The organism is Adhaeretor mobilis (assembly GCF_007741515.1).
Lineage (GTDB): Bacteria > Planctomycetota > Planctomycetia > Pirellulales > Lacipirellulaceae > Adhaeretor > Adhaeretor mobilis.
On record NZ_CP036263.1, the window covers coordinates 2,279,760 to 2,297,198 of the forward strand.

Annotated in this window: 14 protein-coding genes; 4 read left to right on the forward strand and 10 right to left on the reverse strand. The window is 55.9% G+C overall.

Going from position 1 to position 17,439, the window contains the following annotated elements; translation table 11 throughout:
* Positions 1-11: 11 nt before the first annotated feature.
* The 10 genes from HG15A2_RS08920 to HG15A2_RS08965 all read right to left on the reverse strand — a co-directional run bounded on the left by HG15A2_RS08920 (position 12) and on the right by HG15A2_RS08965 (position 13,477).
* Positions 12-3,263, reverse strand: a complete 3,252-nt coding sequence (locus HG15A2_RS08920; protein WP_145059787.1) for a secretin N-terminal domain-containing protein — start codon at positions 3,261-3,263, stop codon at positions 12-14.
* A gap of 158 nt (positions 3,264-3,421) precedes the next feature.
* Positions 3,422-4,396, reverse strand: a complete 975-nt coding sequence (locus HG15A2_RS08925; protein ID WP_145059789.1) for a hypothetical protein — start codon at positions 4,394-4,396, stop codon at positions 3,422-3,424.
* Positions 4,393-5,817, reverse strand: coding sequence for a hypothetical protein (locus HG15A2_RS08930; protein WP_145059791.1), 1,425 nt, complete (start codon positions 5,815-5,817; stop codon positions 4,393-4,395). The genes HG15A2_RS08925 and HG15A2_RS08930 overlap by 4 nt, the downstream gene beginning before the upstream one ends.
* Before the next feature lie 161 nt (positions 5,818-5,978).
* On the reverse strand, positions 5,979-7,670 hold the full coding sequence (locus tag HG15A2_RS08935; RefSeq protein ID WP_218932426.1) for a type II secretion system protein GspK: 1,692 nt from the start codon (positions 7,668-7,670) through the stop codon (positions 5,979-5,981).
* The gene (locus HG15A2_RS08940) at positions 7,663-8,787 is read right to left on the reverse strand and encodes a PulJ/GspJ family protein (protein ID WP_145059794.1); all 1,125 of its coding nucleotides are present in this window, start codon (positions 8,785-8,787) and stop codon (positions 7,663-7,665) included. The genes HG15A2_RS08935 and HG15A2_RS08940 overlap by 8 nt, the downstream gene beginning before the upstream one ends.
* The gene (locus HG15A2_RS08945) at positions 8,784-9,296 is read right to left on the reverse strand and encodes a type IV pilus modification PilV family protein (protein WP_145059795.1); all 513 of its coding nucleotides are present in this window, start codon (positions 9,294-9,296) and stop codon (positions 8,784-8,786) included. Before HG15A2_RS08945 ends, HG15A2_RS08940 begins: the two co-directional genes overlap by 4 nt.
* A gap of 1 nt (position 9,297) precedes the next feature.
* Positions 9,298-9,963 (reverse strand): prepilin-type N-terminal cleavage/methylation domain-containing protein, encoded by a 666-nt coding sequence (locus HG15A2_RS08950; protein ID WP_145059796.1) that lies wholly within the window; start codon positions 9,961-9,963, stop codon positions 9,298-9,300.
* 38 nt (positions 9,964-10,001) lie between these two features.
* Positions 10,002-10,433, reverse strand: a complete 432-nt coding sequence (gene gspG / locus HG15A2_RS08955) for a type II secretion system major pseudopilin GspG (protein WP_145059798.1) — start codon at positions 10,431-10,433, stop codon at positions 10,002-10,004.
* Positions 10,434-10,496: 63 nt separating this feature from the next.
* Positions 10,497-11,699, reverse strand: a complete 1,203-nt coding sequence (locus HG15A2_RS08960; protein ID WP_145059799.1) for a type II secretion system F family protein — start codon at positions 11,697-11,699, stop codon at positions 10,497-10,499.
* A gap of 68 nt (positions 11,700-11,767) precedes the next feature.
* Positions 11,768-13,477, reverse strand: coding sequence for a GspE/PulE family protein (locus HG15A2_RS08965; protein ID WP_246117917.1), 1,710 nt, complete (start codon positions 13,475-13,477; stop codon positions 11,768-11,770).
* 294 nt (positions 13,478-13,771) lie between these two features.
* Between HG15A2_RS08965 and HG15A2_RS08970 the strand changes: the two genes are divergently transcribed.
* The 4 genes from HG15A2_RS08970 to HG15A2_RS08985 all read left to right on the forward strand — a co-directional run bounded on the left by HG15A2_RS08970 (position 13,772) and on the right by HG15A2_RS08985 (position 17,372).
* Complete coding sequence (locus HG15A2_RS08970) at positions 13,772-14,269, forward strand: nucleoside deaminase (protein ID WP_145059800.1); 498 nt, start codon at positions 13,772-13,774, stop codon at positions 14,267-14,269.
* A gap of 66 nt (positions 14,270-14,335) precedes the next feature.
* A complete protein-coding gene (locus HG15A2_RS08975; protein WP_145059802.1) occupies positions 14,336-15,112 on the forward strand; it encodes an AMP nucleosidase in 777 nt (258 codons plus the stop codon).
* A 220-nt stretch (positions 15,113-15,332) separates the two neighbouring features.
* Complete coding sequence (locus tag HG15A2_RS08980) at positions 15,333-16,172, forward strand: PEP-CTERM sorting domain-containing protein (protein WP_145059803.1); 840 nt, start codon at positions 15,333-15,335, stop codon at positions 16,170-16,172.
* Between the two features lie 141 nt (positions 16,173-16,313).
* On the forward strand, positions 16,314-17,372 hold the full coding sequence (locus HG15A2_RS08985; RefSeq protein WP_145059805.1) for an endonuclease/exonuclease/phosphatase family protein: 1,059 nt from the start codon (positions 16,314-16,316) through the stop codon (positions 17,370-17,372).
* Positions 17,373-17,439: the final 67 nt, after the last annotated feature.

Below are 17,439 nucleotides of genomic sequence, written 5' to 3' on the forward strand. Positions count from 1 at the left end.
CCGTTAAAAAACTACGGTGTGTAACTCGTTGGTGGTAGAGCCATGTCCGGCTGGCCGACGGGCATATTCTCTACCGGAGGTCCCTGCATGTAGGATTCGCCGGGGCTGAGGTCGCTTGGGTAAACCGTCTCAGCATTTGCTGCACCCATGGTATCTTCAACGCTTCGCAATCCTGATTGGCCTGACCATTCGACTACATCGGACAAGCACCAATTCATTCGGGCTGACTCAACCTGCTTGAGCATCTCTGCCTCGTGACGATTTCGCACGATGTGCGGCGTGAGAATGATTAGCAACTCGGAGCGAACCGTGGAGGTCGTGTCGTAACGAAACAAATCGCCGAGCAACGGAATATCTGCAAGCAAAGGCACTCGACGATGTAGAGCAGAGTCGCTTTTGGTGAGCAAACCGCTGAGCACAACTGTTTGGCCATCGAGCGCACTAATGGTAGTTTCCGCTTGGATTTGGTTAATACGTGGTACGCGTATTGCGTCGCCGTTGGGTGCGACAGATATCGGCAGGCCTTGGCTGATCGGTCCCAGCTCGCTCTTTTCCGCGTAGACTTCCATCACGACGAGGCCGTCCGGGCTAATTCTTGGACGGACGAGCAGTTCTAGGCCAACAGGCACTTGCGTGGTAAAGGATTGCAACCGGCCAAAATTGTCCAGTGCTGTCGATTGAATTATCGGAACCGTTTCGCCCACGAAGGTCCGTCCCGTTTGGTTGTCGAGCGCCATGATCTGGGGACGGCTCAGCACTTCTAGACGCCGTGATTCTTGCAACGCACGTAGCAGCATGCTCACGCTTTCGCTGCTGGCCGATAATACTAGCCCTCCGAAGCCCAGGTCCGGGCTCACACGACCAACGGCAAAGCTAGACAGACTTTGTGCTGCTACTTTACTAGCGGTGGCTAGTGAAGCGGCACTACCTGCGTTGCCGAGCGCGCGACTGGGGTCGCCGAATTCAAAGCCGGGGGTAAACCTAGCTGAGTCGATCACTTGGTTCTCAAAAGTCGTGGAACCTCCGCCAGGATCGTTGACGATTGTGGTATTGGTGGAGCGATCGATATCCTCCAGCAGACCACGATCAAACAGCAGCGAGTCTTGCAGTCCAAGTTCCACGCCGAACTCGTCGGCGTCTCCCAGGCGGACTTCGCCAATAAGTACTTGGATCATGACCATGGGCGCCTGCTCATCGAGCTGCTCGATGATTTTGGTGAGCTCCTCGTAGTATTCCGGCGCGGCCGAGACGATCAGACTATTGCTGTTAATTTCCGGCACGACTACGACTTCGCGCTCGATCTGCTGGAAGGGACTCACGACTCCGGGAGCTGTCCCCTCCACATTACGTCGGCCTTCGAGCCAGTCTTGCAAGGCGAGCGCCACCTGTTCCGCATTGGCGTTCTTGAGTTTGTAGACTCGGTTCTCGCGCTCACGAGCGTTGCTTGAGTCAAGCCGCAAGAGAATCGCTTCGACCAGGATCAACTCATCCTGGCTGCCCGCAGCAATGATGCTGTTGGTACGCTCATCTACTGAAAAGCGAAGCTGGAACGGACTGCTGCCCTCCCCTTGATTGCCTTCTTCGCCGGCTCCCAGGAGTGTTTCTAGCATTTCGGCAAGGCTTACCGCATCGCCGTTGTTGATTGTGAATACCTTCAGCTCGGCTGTGTTGTCTGGGGCCTTATCAAGTTCCGCGATGAGTGCCGCAATTAACGGCAGAGCAGGGCGGGGCGCGCTAACAATCAGGGAATTGCCGTTTTGGTCAGCAGTAATCTGTGCGTTGGAGAAAACGCCCGATTCCAGTTGCTGGCGGCCTTTTTCATCAATGGTGATCAATCGCAGTACGGCAGAAGCACGTTGGGCCGCGTCTGAATCCCCCACTTCGTTACTGCCGGTGAGTGCTTCTCGGATTACGGGGGCTAGGTCGGTTGCGACCGAGCTGCGCAGCTTGAATATCTGAATGTCTACTTCAGCTTCTCCGCCGGGACGATCAATCTCATCGATGAGAGCTTTCACTTCGGCCATATCGCGAGGACCGGCGCGTACAATGACTGCGTTTGTGCGTGAGTCAGCGATGACTACCGCTTTCGGACTGAGTGTAGTGAGGCCCTCTTGCTCCTCAGTGCGAAACACGTTCTCGATGACTTCTTGGGCCCGCTCGGCGTCGGCAAATTTTAGACGGAATACTTCAAATTGAGTCAGTGCCTTGCCTGGCAGATCGAGTTTTTCGATTAGTTCGCTTGCCTTGCCCACTGACAGTTGCGGCCCAATGAGCAGAACAGCGTTGGGTTTAACCAGCGGCACCACCAGTAACGATCCGTATATGCGATCGAGCGAGGCTCCACTCGTGTCAGAATCGAATGTGCTTTGCACCAATCGAGCAATTGCGGTCGACTCGACATGCTGAAGTGGGAACACGGTGATCTGAGGCTCGGCAACTTCACTGAGATTTTCGATCTGCTGGATGATCTGCTCGACGCGGGCGACGTCTTCCGGCTTACCCCGGATGATAAGGTACCGAGTGCCCTCGATAAATTCGATCTGCACAGGACCAAGCAGGCTACCGAGCGCGCTAGCGGGGTTCTGCTCCCCAGGACTTGCGGCATTTGAGTTTGTCGCGTCGCCGTTTGGGGGCGAGTCAGAGTTCTCTGCATTGAGTTGTGTGTTTTGCGCCAGCAGCAGGTTTACGACTTGGCGAACCTTGGCGTCCGATTTGCCGCTGGTGGTGACCATGGCCGTTTGCTGCGTCCCTCTTGCTGGCGAGTCGAGCGCTTCGATGATCTGCTTCCAAGAGCGCACCTGATCGGGCCGACCGGCGAGACGGAGTTCCCCAGTCTTAAGGTTGCCCGTAATGACTACGGGGGGGGCCTTGGCTCCGCCAGGTTCAATGACTAGTCGAGCCCATGGTTGTTGGGGATTACGAACCAGAGGTAGCTGCTTGCCGAGAGTTTCTTGCAAGCGATCATGCAACTTCTCAACGGTCAGGTTGTGCAGCTGAAGTCGATCGTTCTCTGTGAGTGCTTGTGGCGATTGCAGTTGCGGTGCCTGCTGTTGGAGGGTTTTATTTTGATTTATTTGTGGCCCGCGCGCTTCAGGAAGAATGTCTGCCTGAGCAACATAGCGTGGCGCAACTGGCGTTTGCGCTCGCTGTTGCGCAGCAGCCCGGTCGGAGGGCCGTAGCCACAGCGTGAGCCCTGTGACCGCCATCAGGAGGACAACGAGCCAACGGGTGAGGCGAGGGCTGAAGAGTTTGAGCTTGGACATGATGTTTAATCGGTCGGTCGGAGCTTCCTGAGAACGCAACGCTCCGTCTGCGCAGGTACGCAGGGAGGCGGCATAATCGGAATAATCGACAAACTTTACCAGCCGCGCCAGCTAATCAGTTCACAGAGAGCAAAAAAAGAAAGTGCTAGCAAGTCATGCTAGCGCATACGCCGCCTTTGGCGGCCGGCGCTTTCACCGCTAGCAACGTCCAGTGGGCGCGCTTCGGAGAAGGTATCGCCGAGCTCCAGCTCAAACTGGCCCTCGTCGGTCTTGTAAATGACGCGCTCGTCATTGAGGTCGATGACACGACCCGAGATGCGACCAATCTCCAGTTCGTCCCCAACTTGGTAGTACGTCACGTCGCCGGACTTCTGCTGGCGTACCGCCATGGTCCAACCGTTGCCATAAGTGATTTGGGTAAACCGCGCATCCTTGGCTGCCTCATCTTCTCGGGGCTCGTCGCTCTTAGCAGTGCTAGCGTCACCTGCCTTCTGCTTGGGTCTGTAGATGGCGAAGAGATCGCGGCTTTCGAGTCGCTCACGGTATTCAGTCAGCGTGTGGGCAAGCTCGGCCGTCGCGTTTTCTGCGAGTTGATCTTCACGAAGCACTTCAGGCAGAATTAGTGCATCCACACTCAGACTCACGGTGAGCTCCTTTTTGCCTTCCTGCGGCTTGAAGGTTGCTTTTGAGATACGTTGCATGTGGCCCGCACTGTAAAACTGATGCAGGAACTTGGTCACCTGTTCGAGGGTTGCCTTGCCGGCAATTTCAAACGACAGCTCTTTCATCTCGTCAGGGCGATCGGCGAAGGAGCGAGCGTTGGTCTTATCGAGCACCGAGGCTTCCGTGAACCCGCTGTCGCTGGTCGCCTCACGCAGCCAGTCCTGATAGAGCGAACGGGCGATATCCGGATTCGTCGGCAGCGAGCGTTGTCGCCACTTGCGTAGCTCGCGTTGGTCACGCTGGGCTCTTCTCAAGAGAGATTTTGTCTCTTGTAAGGATGACTCAGCGGCAAGCTGTTGATCGTCGCTCTCGTCGAGTGCATCACGATAGCGAGTAAGTCCTTCGGTGCCTGCGTACAACAAGCCTGCTATGCCTACGAGGCCGACCAAAGCTTTTTCACGTTGATTCATGGCTGGCTCTCCGTGGAATCATTGGCCAGTTGTATCTTCTCCACGACTTTCAACGGATAGGCTTTGTTAATCGAGTCGTCCTTGGTGAGCGATTGTCGAGTGACGCGACGGCCTTCTTTTCGTAGGCGATCTTCCAGTGGCTGCACTGCGCTATCGTTGGGCACCGCGGCGGTCAGTGTCCACTCGTCTCCTAGCAACGAAAGCTCTCCCGTGAGCACATCCTTGTCCTTGGGGTACGCCTCGCTATCCAACGGTACCGGGCGAAGTTGCTGACTGAGAGCGTCGAGTTCGTCGAGTAAGTTGACTGTATTCTCGTTCCATTCACTAACCTTGGCGTGCTGTTGTTGATCACTGGCCAGTTCTTCTAGCGTGGCTTGGTACACAGCCTGTTCTGCCTCAGCTGTCTCAGCTGCACGCAACGGTGCGTTCACATTTTGGTAAGCCTGATAGCCGACCATTGCCGCGAGCGCCGCTGCCGCCACTCCGGCCAACGCCCAAGTGCGGCCCTTACTGGGCGGCGCGACCGGGCGGCGCGGATTCAGTAGATCGAGCGGCGGCTGCTGGCCACGCGCGCGTTGAGTCGCTAAGCCTGCCAATGGAGCGATCTCTTGCAGGTTCAGTTCAGTGTCGGAAATGTCCAATCGTGAAGCAATGTCTCCACGTTGGATGTTCTCGGGCAGGAATTCTGCAACCGAGCGAGCCTCAGGTGTCGAGAAATCAAACCAAGCCGTGATCGTTGCCGGCGATTCTCCCTTAGGCTGAAGAGTCATCGCTGTGCGTTGAAGCTCGCCGGCGAGCAGCTTCGCACGCGACTCAGCCGCCGTGGCACTAGGCAGAGGCAACGCGCGCAGGCGAGTAATTTGCCCATCTTGAGTGGCCCACATGGTTGCCGAGTCGTTTTCCACAGCCGCATGAACGGCAGCACCTCTGTCATCCGTTGAAAGCAGGCTCGCCCAACCCAACGGGCGAGCCGTGAGATGCGCGATACGCACGTTGGCCTCTTCGCAAAGCTCAAGCGTTTTGTCGAGTGTTTTCTGATCGACACTAATTCCCAAAACACGGTGCGGGTTGTCCGCGTCCCCTTCGAGCGGTAGGAAATCAAAGCCTTTCTCCGCGCCCGCCAAAGGGTGATCTCGCATCGCCTGCAACGATACCAAGTCAGGCAAGTCTTCGACCGGGGCGGGGGGGAATTGGTAATTCTGCCAGTGCAGGTCTGCTCGCGAAAACATAACGACTGCCCTTAGACGATGGCCACCGCAGTTCTCAATCGCTGCCGAGAGCTCATTGCCCCGAGTTTCCAAGTCAGACGCAGAAAAGTGGACCGTGCTAGCGGCATCCACCTTCGGCAGATCGCCCGACGTTTCAACCACTGCTACGGTGGCTTGGTCGTCACTAAGATGAATGGCGAGTGACTTGGACATGATTCGAGGTGGCAGGACTAAATGTTTGAAGGCGGGCTAACGTAGGGCGGGATTCCGCTAGTGACTATTGTAGTCACATTCTGTGACGGGGTCCGAGTTTTATTATCTGGCGATAGGTCCCGTTCAGCGCCTGCGCGCGGAGCCCTTTCTTGACAAACTCGCTAAGGTTCCATCTCCGGGCTGAGCGTAGCGGGCGAGTAGCCGCGGCCCAGTGAGGAGAGATCGCTCCAATCGATTAGCTCCGGCTTCGGTCCGCGGGCGTCGATCCGAAACTGTCGTCGGGCCACGACATCGATTTGGGACGGCGATTCGCCCGGTTTGCCGGACTCACTGGTGATTTGGCGGAAGCCCACGGCTTGGCCGCTGTAAACGCACCCGCGGGTAGTGATGTAGGTTTCCATTTGTTGAAATTGCTCACGAGTGACAAGTCCCTCGATGAGCAGCCATAGGGGCGAACGTTGATCACTGAGGGTCATGTCTACCTCGGGTTCGCGCCGTGCGAGGATTTGATCGGCGAGAGCGTAACTCATACCCGGAATCGTGCCCAACACGGGCCGCGAAGCTACGTTAATGTTGATGCGCCCGGCATAGGTTGGACTTGAAGAAGTCGTGGCAGAGTCGTAGAGCTTGAGCAATCCTTGATAGCCGGCCGGCGTGTCGGGCCAAGGTGACTCGACTGTTTGCGATTCTTCGTCTCCGTCGGGCTCACTTTCGTCGTCTGAGTCGGAACGCCCCCTGTTGCGGTTTCCCCCTCTCCCTGAGCGAGCGCCGCCACTCTCTTCCTCGGAAGTCACAGTCACCGTGGTGCCTACAAGATCCAGAAGTGAGTTGATGCGTGTGGTTGCCTGTTTCTCGAAATCAAGCTCTACATTTGCCGGTGCGCTGGCAGGTTGGTTTTGGTCACGGCTTTCGCGTGCATCCTGCTGCTGGCCGCCGTATTGACGATACAAGACGATGAACTTTGCTTCTTCGGCTGAGAGTTGGCTGGAAAGTGATGTATGCAACGTATTAAGAGTGGGGAGGTTCAAATCAATCCGCGGTCCCTGCTCGGTGATCGTGCTCTCCGCACTGACGACTGTCAGGTATTCTGCCATGCCTAGGTTAAGAGTGCCCGTACTATCATCAGCTTCTAGCAGCAACCCGCGCGGCGCTTCCCCTGCATCGCCTTGATAGTTGCGATTGTGATCGAGTCCGTAGAGTAAGTCTCGTGACATCCCACGAATCGAAAGCAGTTCCTCCAAACTACGTAGAGGTCCGTTGCGGGGCGCGTAGGGTGGATCGAGCTGGGCGTAGTAGTCCGCCTCCGCTCCGAACTCGCGTGGCAGATCATCAGCGTCAAGCCAATCCAGAATAGCGTCGGCCAGCTCGACGTTCATTCCTGGGAGTGCCATTAGGCGTTCTCGTTGCTGGTTCAATTCACCAGCCAATAAGCCATTGACGTGCAACTTGCTCGATTCATTCACAAGGCCATAGCGAAGCCCTGATAGCGAGCCGTTGGACATGCCAGGTGAGACGATGGTCATGAACCACTGAATCTGCGGATCATCGCTCTCGTAGAGCGGCAAAGCCTGGAATAACGCTGGATTGTCAACCAATCCGCCTTCGAGCTGAACTTCTGAATCCGGTCGCGAAAGCAAGGCTTGCACGTAGGCGACGCAGGAGGCGGCAGTCGCGTCGGCTTGGCCTTGCAGTCCGTGATAGCGAACCGCGGTACGCTCGTTCTGCATAAGCGTCATATAGCTGGCCGCACCGAGTGAGAGTATCGCTACGACGACGAGCACCAGCAGCAAGACGCTGCCACGGTGTTGTGGCAGCGTTGGAGCAAGTTTTTCTCTTTCGGGTGGGCTAATCATCGGAAGTCTCCCCGGTTGAGGTCGATTCTTCACCGGTCTCTCCACCCGCTCCACCATCACTGGTTCCCTGTCCTGGGGAGCCGTCACCGGAGCGATTAGTCGTCTGCTCAGGAGGCCCCACAGAAATTGGCGTCTGCGGCTGCGCCTTCACGCCGGACAAGTTCACGTAGCGCCGATATTCGACGATATCTTTTTCGGAATAGCGCTCCGTAGTGGTGTTGCTCTGTGCGATTGCTTCTTCGTAAGGCACTTCCAGCACGCGCAGGCGAATCTCAACTGCCGCAGGAAGCCCCTCCTGATCGACGGAGTCCCAATAGTCGAGCATTTCATAACCATCGAAGTAACTAAACTCGATGCTAACTACCTCGGGAGCCAGCAGCCTTGCACGTTCTGTGGGAAGGCGGCTTGAAGAGAACTCAGTATCTCCCTCTTCTTGGATGACAGCACTCGGCAAGTTCTCGCGATACAATCCGGCAATGTCCGTGGTGGGCTCTGCTTGCAGGGCTCTGCCGGCCGATTCGGGCGATGCGACTCGTTGGCCGTCTTGGTAGGTGTAGAAAACGGTTTGCGGCAGCTCCGGGTCGGGCAATTCTGCCGACGGCTCGTCGCCCATTGAGGTCCGAGTCGCACTATGCCAGTCGTAGGTAGCCGTGTTGTCGATTCGGATGAGTTGTGCATCGCCATAGATGCCGCGAACGGTTGTGGCGTCGATGGGAATGAGCGGGCTGCCTGTGCCGCCTCCGAGGCCAGTGCCGCCCCCGACAACGTCGCCACCTCCACCTCCTGCAGGACCATTGGTTGGAGGGCCTCCACCGGAAGGCTCTTCTCCCTCGGAAGTATCAGGAGGGGGCTCTTGATCAGTTGCTGTACTGGTTGGAGTGCTGAAGTAGTTGGGGGATTCGAAACGGGTGCTTTGCAGGTCGTTTGCAATAGAGTCGAGTACCGCGCGGGCGACTTGGCTCGATTCGACCCTGGTGCGACTACGATCGACGCGGTGCAGATGCAACTCAGTAGCCATCATGACTAAATACAACAGTACTGCGGAGAGCCCAAGCGCCAGCACGATTTCGAGTAGTGTAAAGCCAGAAAACAGATTGCGTCGCACAGGATGGTTCACAGCTGCCCTCCGCCTAGTAAACCCGTGCCTGAAGTGGCAGCTTCTGGACTCATCGGGTCGGCTGCCGAAGATTCGGAAGCGGCTGAAGGAGGAAGGATCCAGCGGATGAGACGCTGCTTCGCGGGGTCGAATTTCGCTTCGAGGTCCTGCTGCACCGTGACTTCCACGATTTGCACTTCGGGCACATCACCCTCTCCGATCACCACGGAGTAAGTCCAGCGTACATCGGCGCTCGACTCGAATTCGCTTGCTTCAAACGGTTCGTCTTGCTTGTCGATCAGCTCGATCGCGCCACTGACGAGTTGGTCCATGACACTCTCGGCCAGCAGCTGGGCGCGCGTTTCAGCGTGAGCCTTGCTTCCTTGGCGATCGGAGAGGCTCATGATTTCACCTAGCACAGCCAGCGAGCCTCCCAGAATTGCCAGCGCAAGAATCACTTCTATCAAAGTGAATGCTGGTTTGCGTTTACCTGTACGCTTGGGACGCTTCATGAAGGAATTTGGGGTCATATTAGCGCTCCTGTGCCTCGTCCCATTCGGACTGAGACATCACGTTGCTCTTCCGCCCCACGCCAGTCAGGCCGCGCAGGCGAATGCGCAGGTACTGGTTGCTCGCATTCTTGAGAGCTACTGTGGCATCCGAGGTGGAACCGTTTGGGAAGAAAAGTAACGGTTGGGACCACGTTTCTTTGCCCCGCCCTTTGAGCGATACCACTTGCCGCTGGCGCGATGTATCTCCAGTTATCTGCTCTTCAATAATGCTGCCTGCATGAAAGACGATCTCCTTATTCAAGCCGGTCTCACTTTCGGCCGCCTGCTCGGCTGCCGGTTCCTCGGGCTCCGTCTCCTCAGTGGTAGACCATTTGGCGACGCGATAGGTCGAGCCTTCCACCTGGAAGAGAAACTGTTGCACCTCGCCCGAGCGAATCGCCTCGGTGCGTGCTTCGGTCCAAGCGGCCAGCACCTCGTCTCCGGCGCGGCGCAACTTCACCGAGGCAAAACTTCGCCCAATCGAAGGCGTCGCCAAGCCAGCGATAATCGACAGCAAAGCGAGCACAAGCAGCAGTTCGATGAGGGTGAGAGCGTCACGAAACGCAAGCGAACTTGGAGCCCCAGAGCAAGCCTGCGAGCGAGCTCCGCCTTTCCCCTTCCGCCTTCCCCCTTTGATACGCTTCATGTCAGCAGACTCGTTTGAGATCCCATGCTCACCTCGCCCTACTCCCAATTCCCGATGTCATCTTCCGTGCCGCTCTTACCGTCGGGGCCATTGGACCAGAGATCGTACTTGTCCGAGTTCTTTTTCCCTTCGGCGAGATATTGATATTCGTTCCCCCAGGGGTCAGGCTTCATCTTTTCTAGGTACTTGCTGCCCCACTTTTCTGCCATCGCTTGATCGCTGGGCTTCTCCCATAAGTCGGCAAGTTTCGATGGGTATTTGTTCATTTCCAAGCGGTACTCGTTGATCGCTCCACTGACGATCGAAAGATTACTCGTGGCGGCTTTGATACTTGCTCGATCTTGCGTGCCAATAAACACGCGCGACGCAAGAGCACCGATAATCACTAAGATAATCAGCACCAACAGCACTTCAATCAGGGTGAACCCATTGCGGGTTCGGTTTTGGGTAAGGCTTCGGCGGGACTTCATTCGTTTCTCTCCTCGTGAGTATTTGGTTGGTTCCAAAATGGGTTGCGTTCTACATGTGTATGCCTACATCGTCATCGCTGTCTTGAGGATAGGCAAGAGCAGGGCGATAACGATCACCAGCACAGCGGAAGCAAGAATGACGAGCATCACAGGCTCTAGTAGTCGGACAAACAAGTCGAGCCTGCGCCACGTTTCTTTCTCTAGGGAGTCGGCCACGTTCCCCAACACGGTCTCCAGCGTATTCGATTGCTCGGCCACGGCAATCATTTCCACCACGTCCGTAGGAAAGTGACCGCTCGCGGCCAGCGGTTCGGCCAGTGACTCGCCCGCAGTGATATTCTCAGCTGCCTCGTTCACTGCCTCGGAGAGCACTCGATTGCCCGTCGAGTCGGAGCTGATCTTCAGCGACTTAACAATCGGCACGCCGCCAGCGAGTAGCGTTCCCAGCACGCGGCAAAAACGCGAGACGGCCAGGTTGCCGTAAATCTTACCCGCTTGCGGGATCTTAAGCTGCCAGCGATCGAGCCACAGTCGCCCCGCATCAGTCGAGAGTTTTGCTTTAGTGAAGAGGTAAATACCTACTAATGCCGCTGCAATAATCAGACCGTAGGAGCTGAGCGTATCGCTCAACCATAGCAGCATGTCGGTAACTGCCGGCAGTTCGCCTCGCTCGCGCAGCCTAGCGAACAAGCCTTCGAACTTAGGTACGAAGAAAATGACCAAAATGGTAACGATGGAAACACCGAACACCGCGAGGAAAATCGGGTAGGCCATCGCGCCCAGGACGCGGGCCTTCAGTTCCGCCTGTTGATCGGCAAACTTGGCGACCCGTTCGAGAGCTTCTTCCAAGAAGCCCCCCTCGCCACCGGCCCGGACGATACTACGAGAGAGCTCGTCGAATGCCCGCGGATGCCGGGCCATTGCATCGGCTAGGGAATCGCCCTCGCTGATGCGGCTATGCAAGTCTTTAGTGATTTCTTTGAGTGACGGGTTGCTGGACTGCTTCTTGAGAACATCCAGTGATCGTAACAACGGTACACCGCTACGTAGCAGTCCTGCTAGTTGGGTATAGAACCGCGACATCGCCTGCGGCCGCACCTTCAACCCGCCACTCTTGCGAACGTCTTTGCTGGAGGCATTGACCTTCAGCGGGAAGAGTCCTTGGGCAGACAGACTTGCCAAAACATCGCGCTGCGAAGCGCCCTCCAGCACGCCCTCGACGCGCTGTCCGGTTTCATTTCGAGCGATGTAAGCAAAGTCAGGCATGGCTGATGGAAGGGAGCAGGCGGAAGGGGAAATCAGTGATTCGCATTTCCACTTTCGCATTTCCCATTTTAGACAATGTCTCCTTTGGTGACTCTCAGCACCTCTTCCACGCTTGTGGTGCCGCCGAGGACTTTTCGCCATGCGTCCTGGCGGAGTGTGAGCATGCCGTCGGCAATTGCAGCTGCGCGAATATCCCAGCTGCTGGCGCGGTCGTGGGCCAATTGTCGCACGGCATCGGTGGTGGGGCACATTTCGAAAATACCTTGGCGACCTGAGAAACCCGCCCCACGGCAAATACGGCAGCCACTTGATCGATACAACGAAGCTCCCCCCTCTTGGTACTGTTCCCAGGGGAAGTCGTCCGGTAGATCTTCACGTCTTGGTTGGTACGGATCGCGGCAATGTCGGCAGAGGGTGCGCACCAATCGCTGGGCGATAACTGCCTCGATGGTGCTCGCCACGAGAAACGGCTCAACGCCCATGTCTACCAGTCGCGTATACGCACTGGGCGCATCGTTTGTGTGTAAAGTACTGAATACTAGGTGACCGGTGAGCGAAGCCTGAATGGCGTTTTCTGCCGTTTCGAAGTCGCGAACTTCACCTACCAGGACGACATCCGGGTCGTGGCGCAAAATGGCTCGCAACGATTGTGCAAAGGTGAGTCCAATTTTCGAATGTACCTGGATTTGGTTAATGCCTTCGAGTTGATACTCGACGGGGTCCTCGGTGGTGATGATCTTGGTGCCTTCGCTCTTAATATCTAACAGCGAACTATAGAGTGTTGTGGTCTTGCCCGAGCCTGTAGGCCCCGTTACCAGGATAATGCCGTGAGGAGCGCGGATCAGCTGATCGAACCGCCGGCGTACGTTCGCCTCCATGCCGAGTTTCTCCAGCGAGAACTCCATGTTGCCCTTGTCGAGAAGGCGCATGACGATGCCTTCTCCGTGCAGCATCGGAATCACCGACACACGCACATCGACTTCGCGGCCGTGAACTTTCAGCTTGATGCGTCCATCTTGCGGAAGGCGTTTCTCGGCAATGTTGAGCCGTGCCATGATCTTTAGGCGGCTGATGATCGCGGCTTGAAAGTGGTTGATCTCGGGTGGCGTGGGTTGCCGTTGCAAGATGCCATCGATGCGATATCGCACTTTGATGCCCGAGGGTTGCGATTCGATATGCACATCGCTCGCCCGGATGTCGATTGCCTCGATCAAAATTTCGTTCACTAAGCGGACGACTGAAGCCTCTTGGACTTCGGCTGAAATCTCGGCGTCGTCGACTTCGAAACCATCGACAAGTTCTAGCTCGTCTTCATCTTGGCGAGCGGCGATGAGTCCTTCGACCGTTTCGCTACCCACGCCCAAATGATTCTTGATTCGTTTAGCGATTGCTTCCGGCGTGGCAAGTACAGGGATCACGGGCAGTCCCAAGACCGCGGCCACTTCGTCCAGTGGATCGAGGTCCAATGGATCGGCCGTCGCAACCGTGACCGTGCCAGCCTGTTCGCTCACGGGGAAGATCGCATGCCGATGAATCAGTTTTTGTGGGAGCTTACCCAGCAAACCGAGATCGACCTCGGCTGCCTCTAAGTCGAGATACTCCACACCCATGCGTGCTGCCGTGTGGCGCAACTCATCCGCTTCGAGGTCGAACCCAGAACCTTCAATTGGGCCATTGCTTCGTCCCGATTTAGACCCGTTGCCCAGGGCCATCTCGGCTTCGAGACGCTGGTCCTCAGTCAGTAGACTTTCGTCCTCTAATTGGCTTCCTGAGTCCATAGAAGCAGACACCTTGGCGGGAGCAAGTTACGGATGGGGGAGTAGGGAGGGGATCGGGGTACTTTTAAACCCGTGGCGGGAATCCATGATTATGAACTGGGAAGCCTCGGACCGCAAATCAGTTGTGGATGCCGAACTGCCATTTGGAGACCTATTAGCCCGCAAAAAGGAGTCGCTGACAGTCTAGCATCGCTTTGGGAGGGGATTTCACGCATAATTAAGGGTCGGAGAAACAAGAGGTAGGACGAAGCTACTTAGTTTCAACCCCGCATAGTCAACTACGGACCAATAAATATGCCAGAATCCACGACTAATGGAGTCATTACCCCTGAGGACCTCATGCGAGAGGCCATCAAGGTTTGCCGAGAGGGCCTCGCTGCCGGGCAAAGCCCGTTTGGGTGCGCTATTGCTATCGATAGCAACATTATATCCCGCAGCCACAATACGGTCATGGCGTCGACGGATGTAACCGCTCATGCAGAAGTCAACGCGATTCGTGCAGCGAATCAAGAATTGAGGAATGTGTTCCTGGAAGGGGCCATCGTAGCGACAACTTGCGAGCCGTGCCCCATGTGCATGTCGGCACTGCACTGGGCGCGGGTCGATACGGTCTACTACGGTGCCACCATCGCCGATGCCGAAGGCGCTGGTTTTAATGAGCTGCAACTCCCTGCGTCTGAAGTTTTGCGGATTGGGCAAAGTACGCTCAAGCTGAAAGGCGACATGCTGAGAGAGGAGTGCAGTGACCTGTTCCAACAGTGGCTCGCGATGCCTGAACGCAAAGTATACTAGAGATGAACCACCGATCCCTGCAAAATTGATTTTTGGTTGGACACTTAAGGCATAGATAGGTTTGAAATGACGCTGACAAAAGTTGATTTGGCCGAAAACTGGTTGCCTCGCTACACGGGTATGGAGCTGGAAGAGTTCGGCGATTACATCCTGCTGACGAACTTCAGTAGCTACGTGCGCAGTTTTGCAGAGCGATTCAACTGCAAGATCCGCGGCGAAGATCGCCCCATGCAGGCCGCCTCGAACGACGCAGGCCTCACGATCATCAACTTTGGCATCGGTTCGCCCAACGCCGCCACGATGATGGACCTACTGTTGGCGAAGCACCCCAAGGCAGTTCTGTTTTTAGGCAAGTGCGGCGGGCTGAAGCACTCCACGGAGATCGGCCACTTTATCCTGCCGATTGGCGCAATTCGCGGGGAAGGAACCTCCAACGATTACCTAGACCCGTTGGTCCCGGCGCTACCCTCCTTCAAGTTGCACAAATTTGTCTCGGAGAAACTCGTCGGTCGTGGGTTGGAGTATCGCACAGGTGTCGTCTACACGACCAATCGTCGCGTCTGGGAGCATGACGAAGATTTCAAATCGCAGCTAAAAGAATACACCCCCATTGCGATCGACATGGAAACGGCCACGATCTTTGTGGTCGGTCATACCAACCAAATTGCTCGTGGCGCGTTGCTCCTAGTGTCTGACCTCCCGATGACTCCAGAAGGGGTGAAAACGCAGGCTTCAGACGACCAGGTGACTACAGATTGGGCAGAAGCCCACCTAGACCTCGGCATCGAATCGCTCACCCAACTGGGGGAAGAGGGCGAGGAAATCAAGCATTTCACGTACTGAGTGCTCCCGGCGGCATAGCTCGACGGTTTCCTCGCCCGCCGTGTTCTATTCGTAAACTCACCGATCATCATAGTTTACGTCACTTCGACGATCCTCTTGGTTTTCTGCTTCTGAATCTTACCCAGAAAAGTTACGTGCTTTCACTTGGCTGTGCCGCTAAACTGCCCCATGCAGCCAAGGATGCGGCAGGAATGGCACTTGCAACTTCATTGGGATAGCGATGACGATGAATCGACACCGTTGGATTGGATTCGTATTGGCAACTCTCGTTACTTCGCTCTCTCTGAGTCCGGCGATTGCAGAGACGGTTGTCTTTGATCTTCGCGCTCCTACGGATGGCATCAACGCCGGCAACGACTTGGAAGATGAAGAGATGATCACCGGCAACATGCATACTGCCGGTGGCATCACCGTCACGGCTAGTGCTATGGGTGGCGCGGTCAATGGCACTGCCGCTGGCATGGGAGTCAACGCGGACGCCAACAACGACGACCGGGATGCTATTGAAGCCGCTTTTGGAGAGTCTCTCAGCTTCACGATTAATTTTGCCGGGTTTACGGTAGATTTAGTTTCTATCGATTTCAAAGAGATAGGGCAGGAAGACGATTCGGCAATCATTAGCATCAACGACGTGACGGCAATTGAACTCCACACCGGAGTAGACGATTTTAATGGGACTTCGGATGTTTGGACCCCGGCCGAAACAGTACCCCTAATAAGTGGCGACAAGTTCACCTTTTCGGCCGACATCGCCTTTGCGCTCGAAGAGATCACGCTCGAAACAAGTCTCGCTGGCGCCGACAACGCTAACTTCAACAGCGATGCCGGCGTCGATGGTCATGACTTGCTAATTTGGCAGCAAGGGTTCGGCACAGGCAACACCCTCGCCGCCGGCGATGCCAACAGTAGTGGCGCGGTGGACATGGTCGATCTCTTGGTTTGGGGAAATCAATACGGCAGCAGCGGAGTCTCGATTTCTGCCGTCCCCGAACCTTCTGTGCTACTACTGGCATTTCTGGGGACCAGCTTCACGCTATTTCGACGACGAGTCATTTGCTGAAATCGCTCTCCGAAGCAAGTCCTCAACGCTGCTAGGTAGTATCCACATCTAAGAATTGCCTCGTGCAAGTGCATGGGGAATGGGTTACGATGCGGGTTGTCGCTCGCTGTTACTACTACTTCCCTCAGGTAATTCCTCACGATGCGATCCCTTCAGATATTCAGTCTCGCTCTAGCATGTGTCTTGAATCAGTTCGCCACACCGGCCTCTGCCGAGACACCGGTACGTATCGTGACTTTCAACGCGGAAATTCTCACCGCTCCTGGCATTCGAGCCGGCAACTTGGAAAAGTATCGCTGGGATATTGCTCGGCGTGCTCAGTTCGAGCGAGTCGCCTCGATTATCGAAGTGCTCAACCCGGACATCCTCAACCTTGTAGAGGTTACCTCCAAGGAAGGAGTGGATCTGCTGATCGAGATTCTTCACGAAAAGGGGCTGACCGATTTGCATGGTTATCACGTGGAAAATAACGATTCGTACACCGGCATGGACGTAGCGCTCATCACCCGGTTTGAGCCTGTCGAGGTAGACGGTGCAAGGATTCGAACGCTCAACTCGGAAGAAAACGACCCCACGTGGCGGCAGGCCTTTCCCGCTGTAAGTCGCAAAGGGAATAAGTACCAGGCAACAACATCGATTTCGCGAAATGCCGTGTACCTGATGGACATCGACGGTCACAAGCTGGGCTTTCTTGGCTTGCACTTAAAGAGTAACCCAAGTGACGAATACGCGAACGCAAAGCGATCTGCCCAAGCGGAGATTGCCAAACGCGTGGTCCAACAGGAGATCGTCAGTCGAGGCTACACGCCGATCATTCTTGGCGACATCAACGATTACGACCCGGACGTGCCTGATCGCGATGAAACTCGCGATACGGCGACAACGGTGCTCAGTGACTTGAAGGATTTCGACCCAAGCAAGCCGGGCTCCGAGCTGTTCAACGTGGCGAAGCTCATGCCGCGGCAAGCAGATCGCTTCACTTCGCTATGGGATCGCAACGAGAATGGCGTGATGGACCCGTTCGACGTGATGACGATGATCGATCATATTTTGCTACCGCAGGCGTTCGAGCCTTACGTGAAACGCGCGTTTATCTTTCATTCGATAGACTTGACGACGACCGATCACCTAGCAGTGGTGGTTGATTTGTTGCTGCCACGTAAAGTGGCCGTGCCGGCGACGGCTGCGGTAACGCAATAGAGTACCCAAAAGAAATCGCTGCTAAGCCGCGAGCGGCCCTTCTCGGATCACAAGACTTTTCCCTTTT

What these genes read in the sequence shown, in the direction of transcription:
- HG15A2_RS08920 (WP_145059787.1), bottom strand. Translation starts at nt 3,263, where the DNA reads ATGTCCAAGCTCAAACTCTTCAGCCCTCGCCTCACCCGTTGGCTCGTT.
- HG15A2_RS08925 (WP_145059789.1), bottom strand. Translation starts at nt 4,396, where the DNA reads ATGAATCAACGTGAAAAAGCTTTGGTCGGCCTCGTAGGCATAGCAGGC.
- HG15A2_RS08930 (WP_145059791.1), bottom strand. Translation starts at nt 5,817, where the DNA reads ATGTCCAAGTCACTCGCCATTCATCTTAGTGACGACCAAGCCACCGTA.
- HG15A2_RS08935 (WP_218932426.1), bottom strand. Translation starts at nt 7,670, where the DNA reads ATGATTAGCCCACCCGAAAGAGAAAAACTTGCTCCAACGCTGCCACAA.
- HG15A2_RS08945 (WP_145059795.1), bottom strand. Translation starts at nt 9,296, where the DNA reads ATGACCCCAAATTCCTTCATGAAGCGTCCCAAGCGTACAGGTAAACGC.
- HG15A2_RS08950 (WP_145059796.1), bottom strand. Translation starts at nt 9,963, where the DNA reads ATGAAGCGTATCAAAGGGGGAAGGCGGAAGGGGAAAGGCGGAGCTCGC.
- gspG (WP_145059798.1), bottom strand. Translation starts at nt 10,433, where the DNA reads ATGAAGTCCCGCCGAAGCCTTACCCAAAACCGAACCCGCAATGGGTTC.
- HG15A2_RS08960 (WP_145059799.1), bottom strand. Translation starts at nt 11,699, where the DNA reads ATGCCTGACTTTGCTTACATCGCTCGAAATGAAACCGGACAGCGCGTC.
- HG15A2_RS08965 (WP_246117917.1), bottom strand. Translation starts at nt 13,477, where the DNA reads ATGGACTCAGGAAGCCAATTAGAGGACGAAAGTCTACTGACTGAGGAC.
- HG15A2_RS08970 (WP_145059800.1), top strand. Translation starts at nt 13,772, where the DNA reads ATGCCAGAATCCACGACTAATGGAGTCATTACCCCTGAGGACCTCATG.
- HG15A2_RS08975 (WP_145059802.1), top strand. Translation starts at nt 14,336, where the DNA reads ATGACGCTGACAAAAGTTGATTTGGCCGAAAACTGGTTGCCTCGCTAC.
- HG15A2_RS08980 (WP_145059803.1), top strand. Translation starts at nt 15,333, where the DNA reads ATGACGATGAATCGACACCGTTGGATTGGATTCGTATTGGCAACTCTC.
- HG15A2_RS08985 (WP_145059805.1), top strand. Translation starts at nt 16,314, where the DNA reads ATGCGATCCCTTCAGATATTCAGTCTCGCTCTAGCATGTGTCTTGAAT.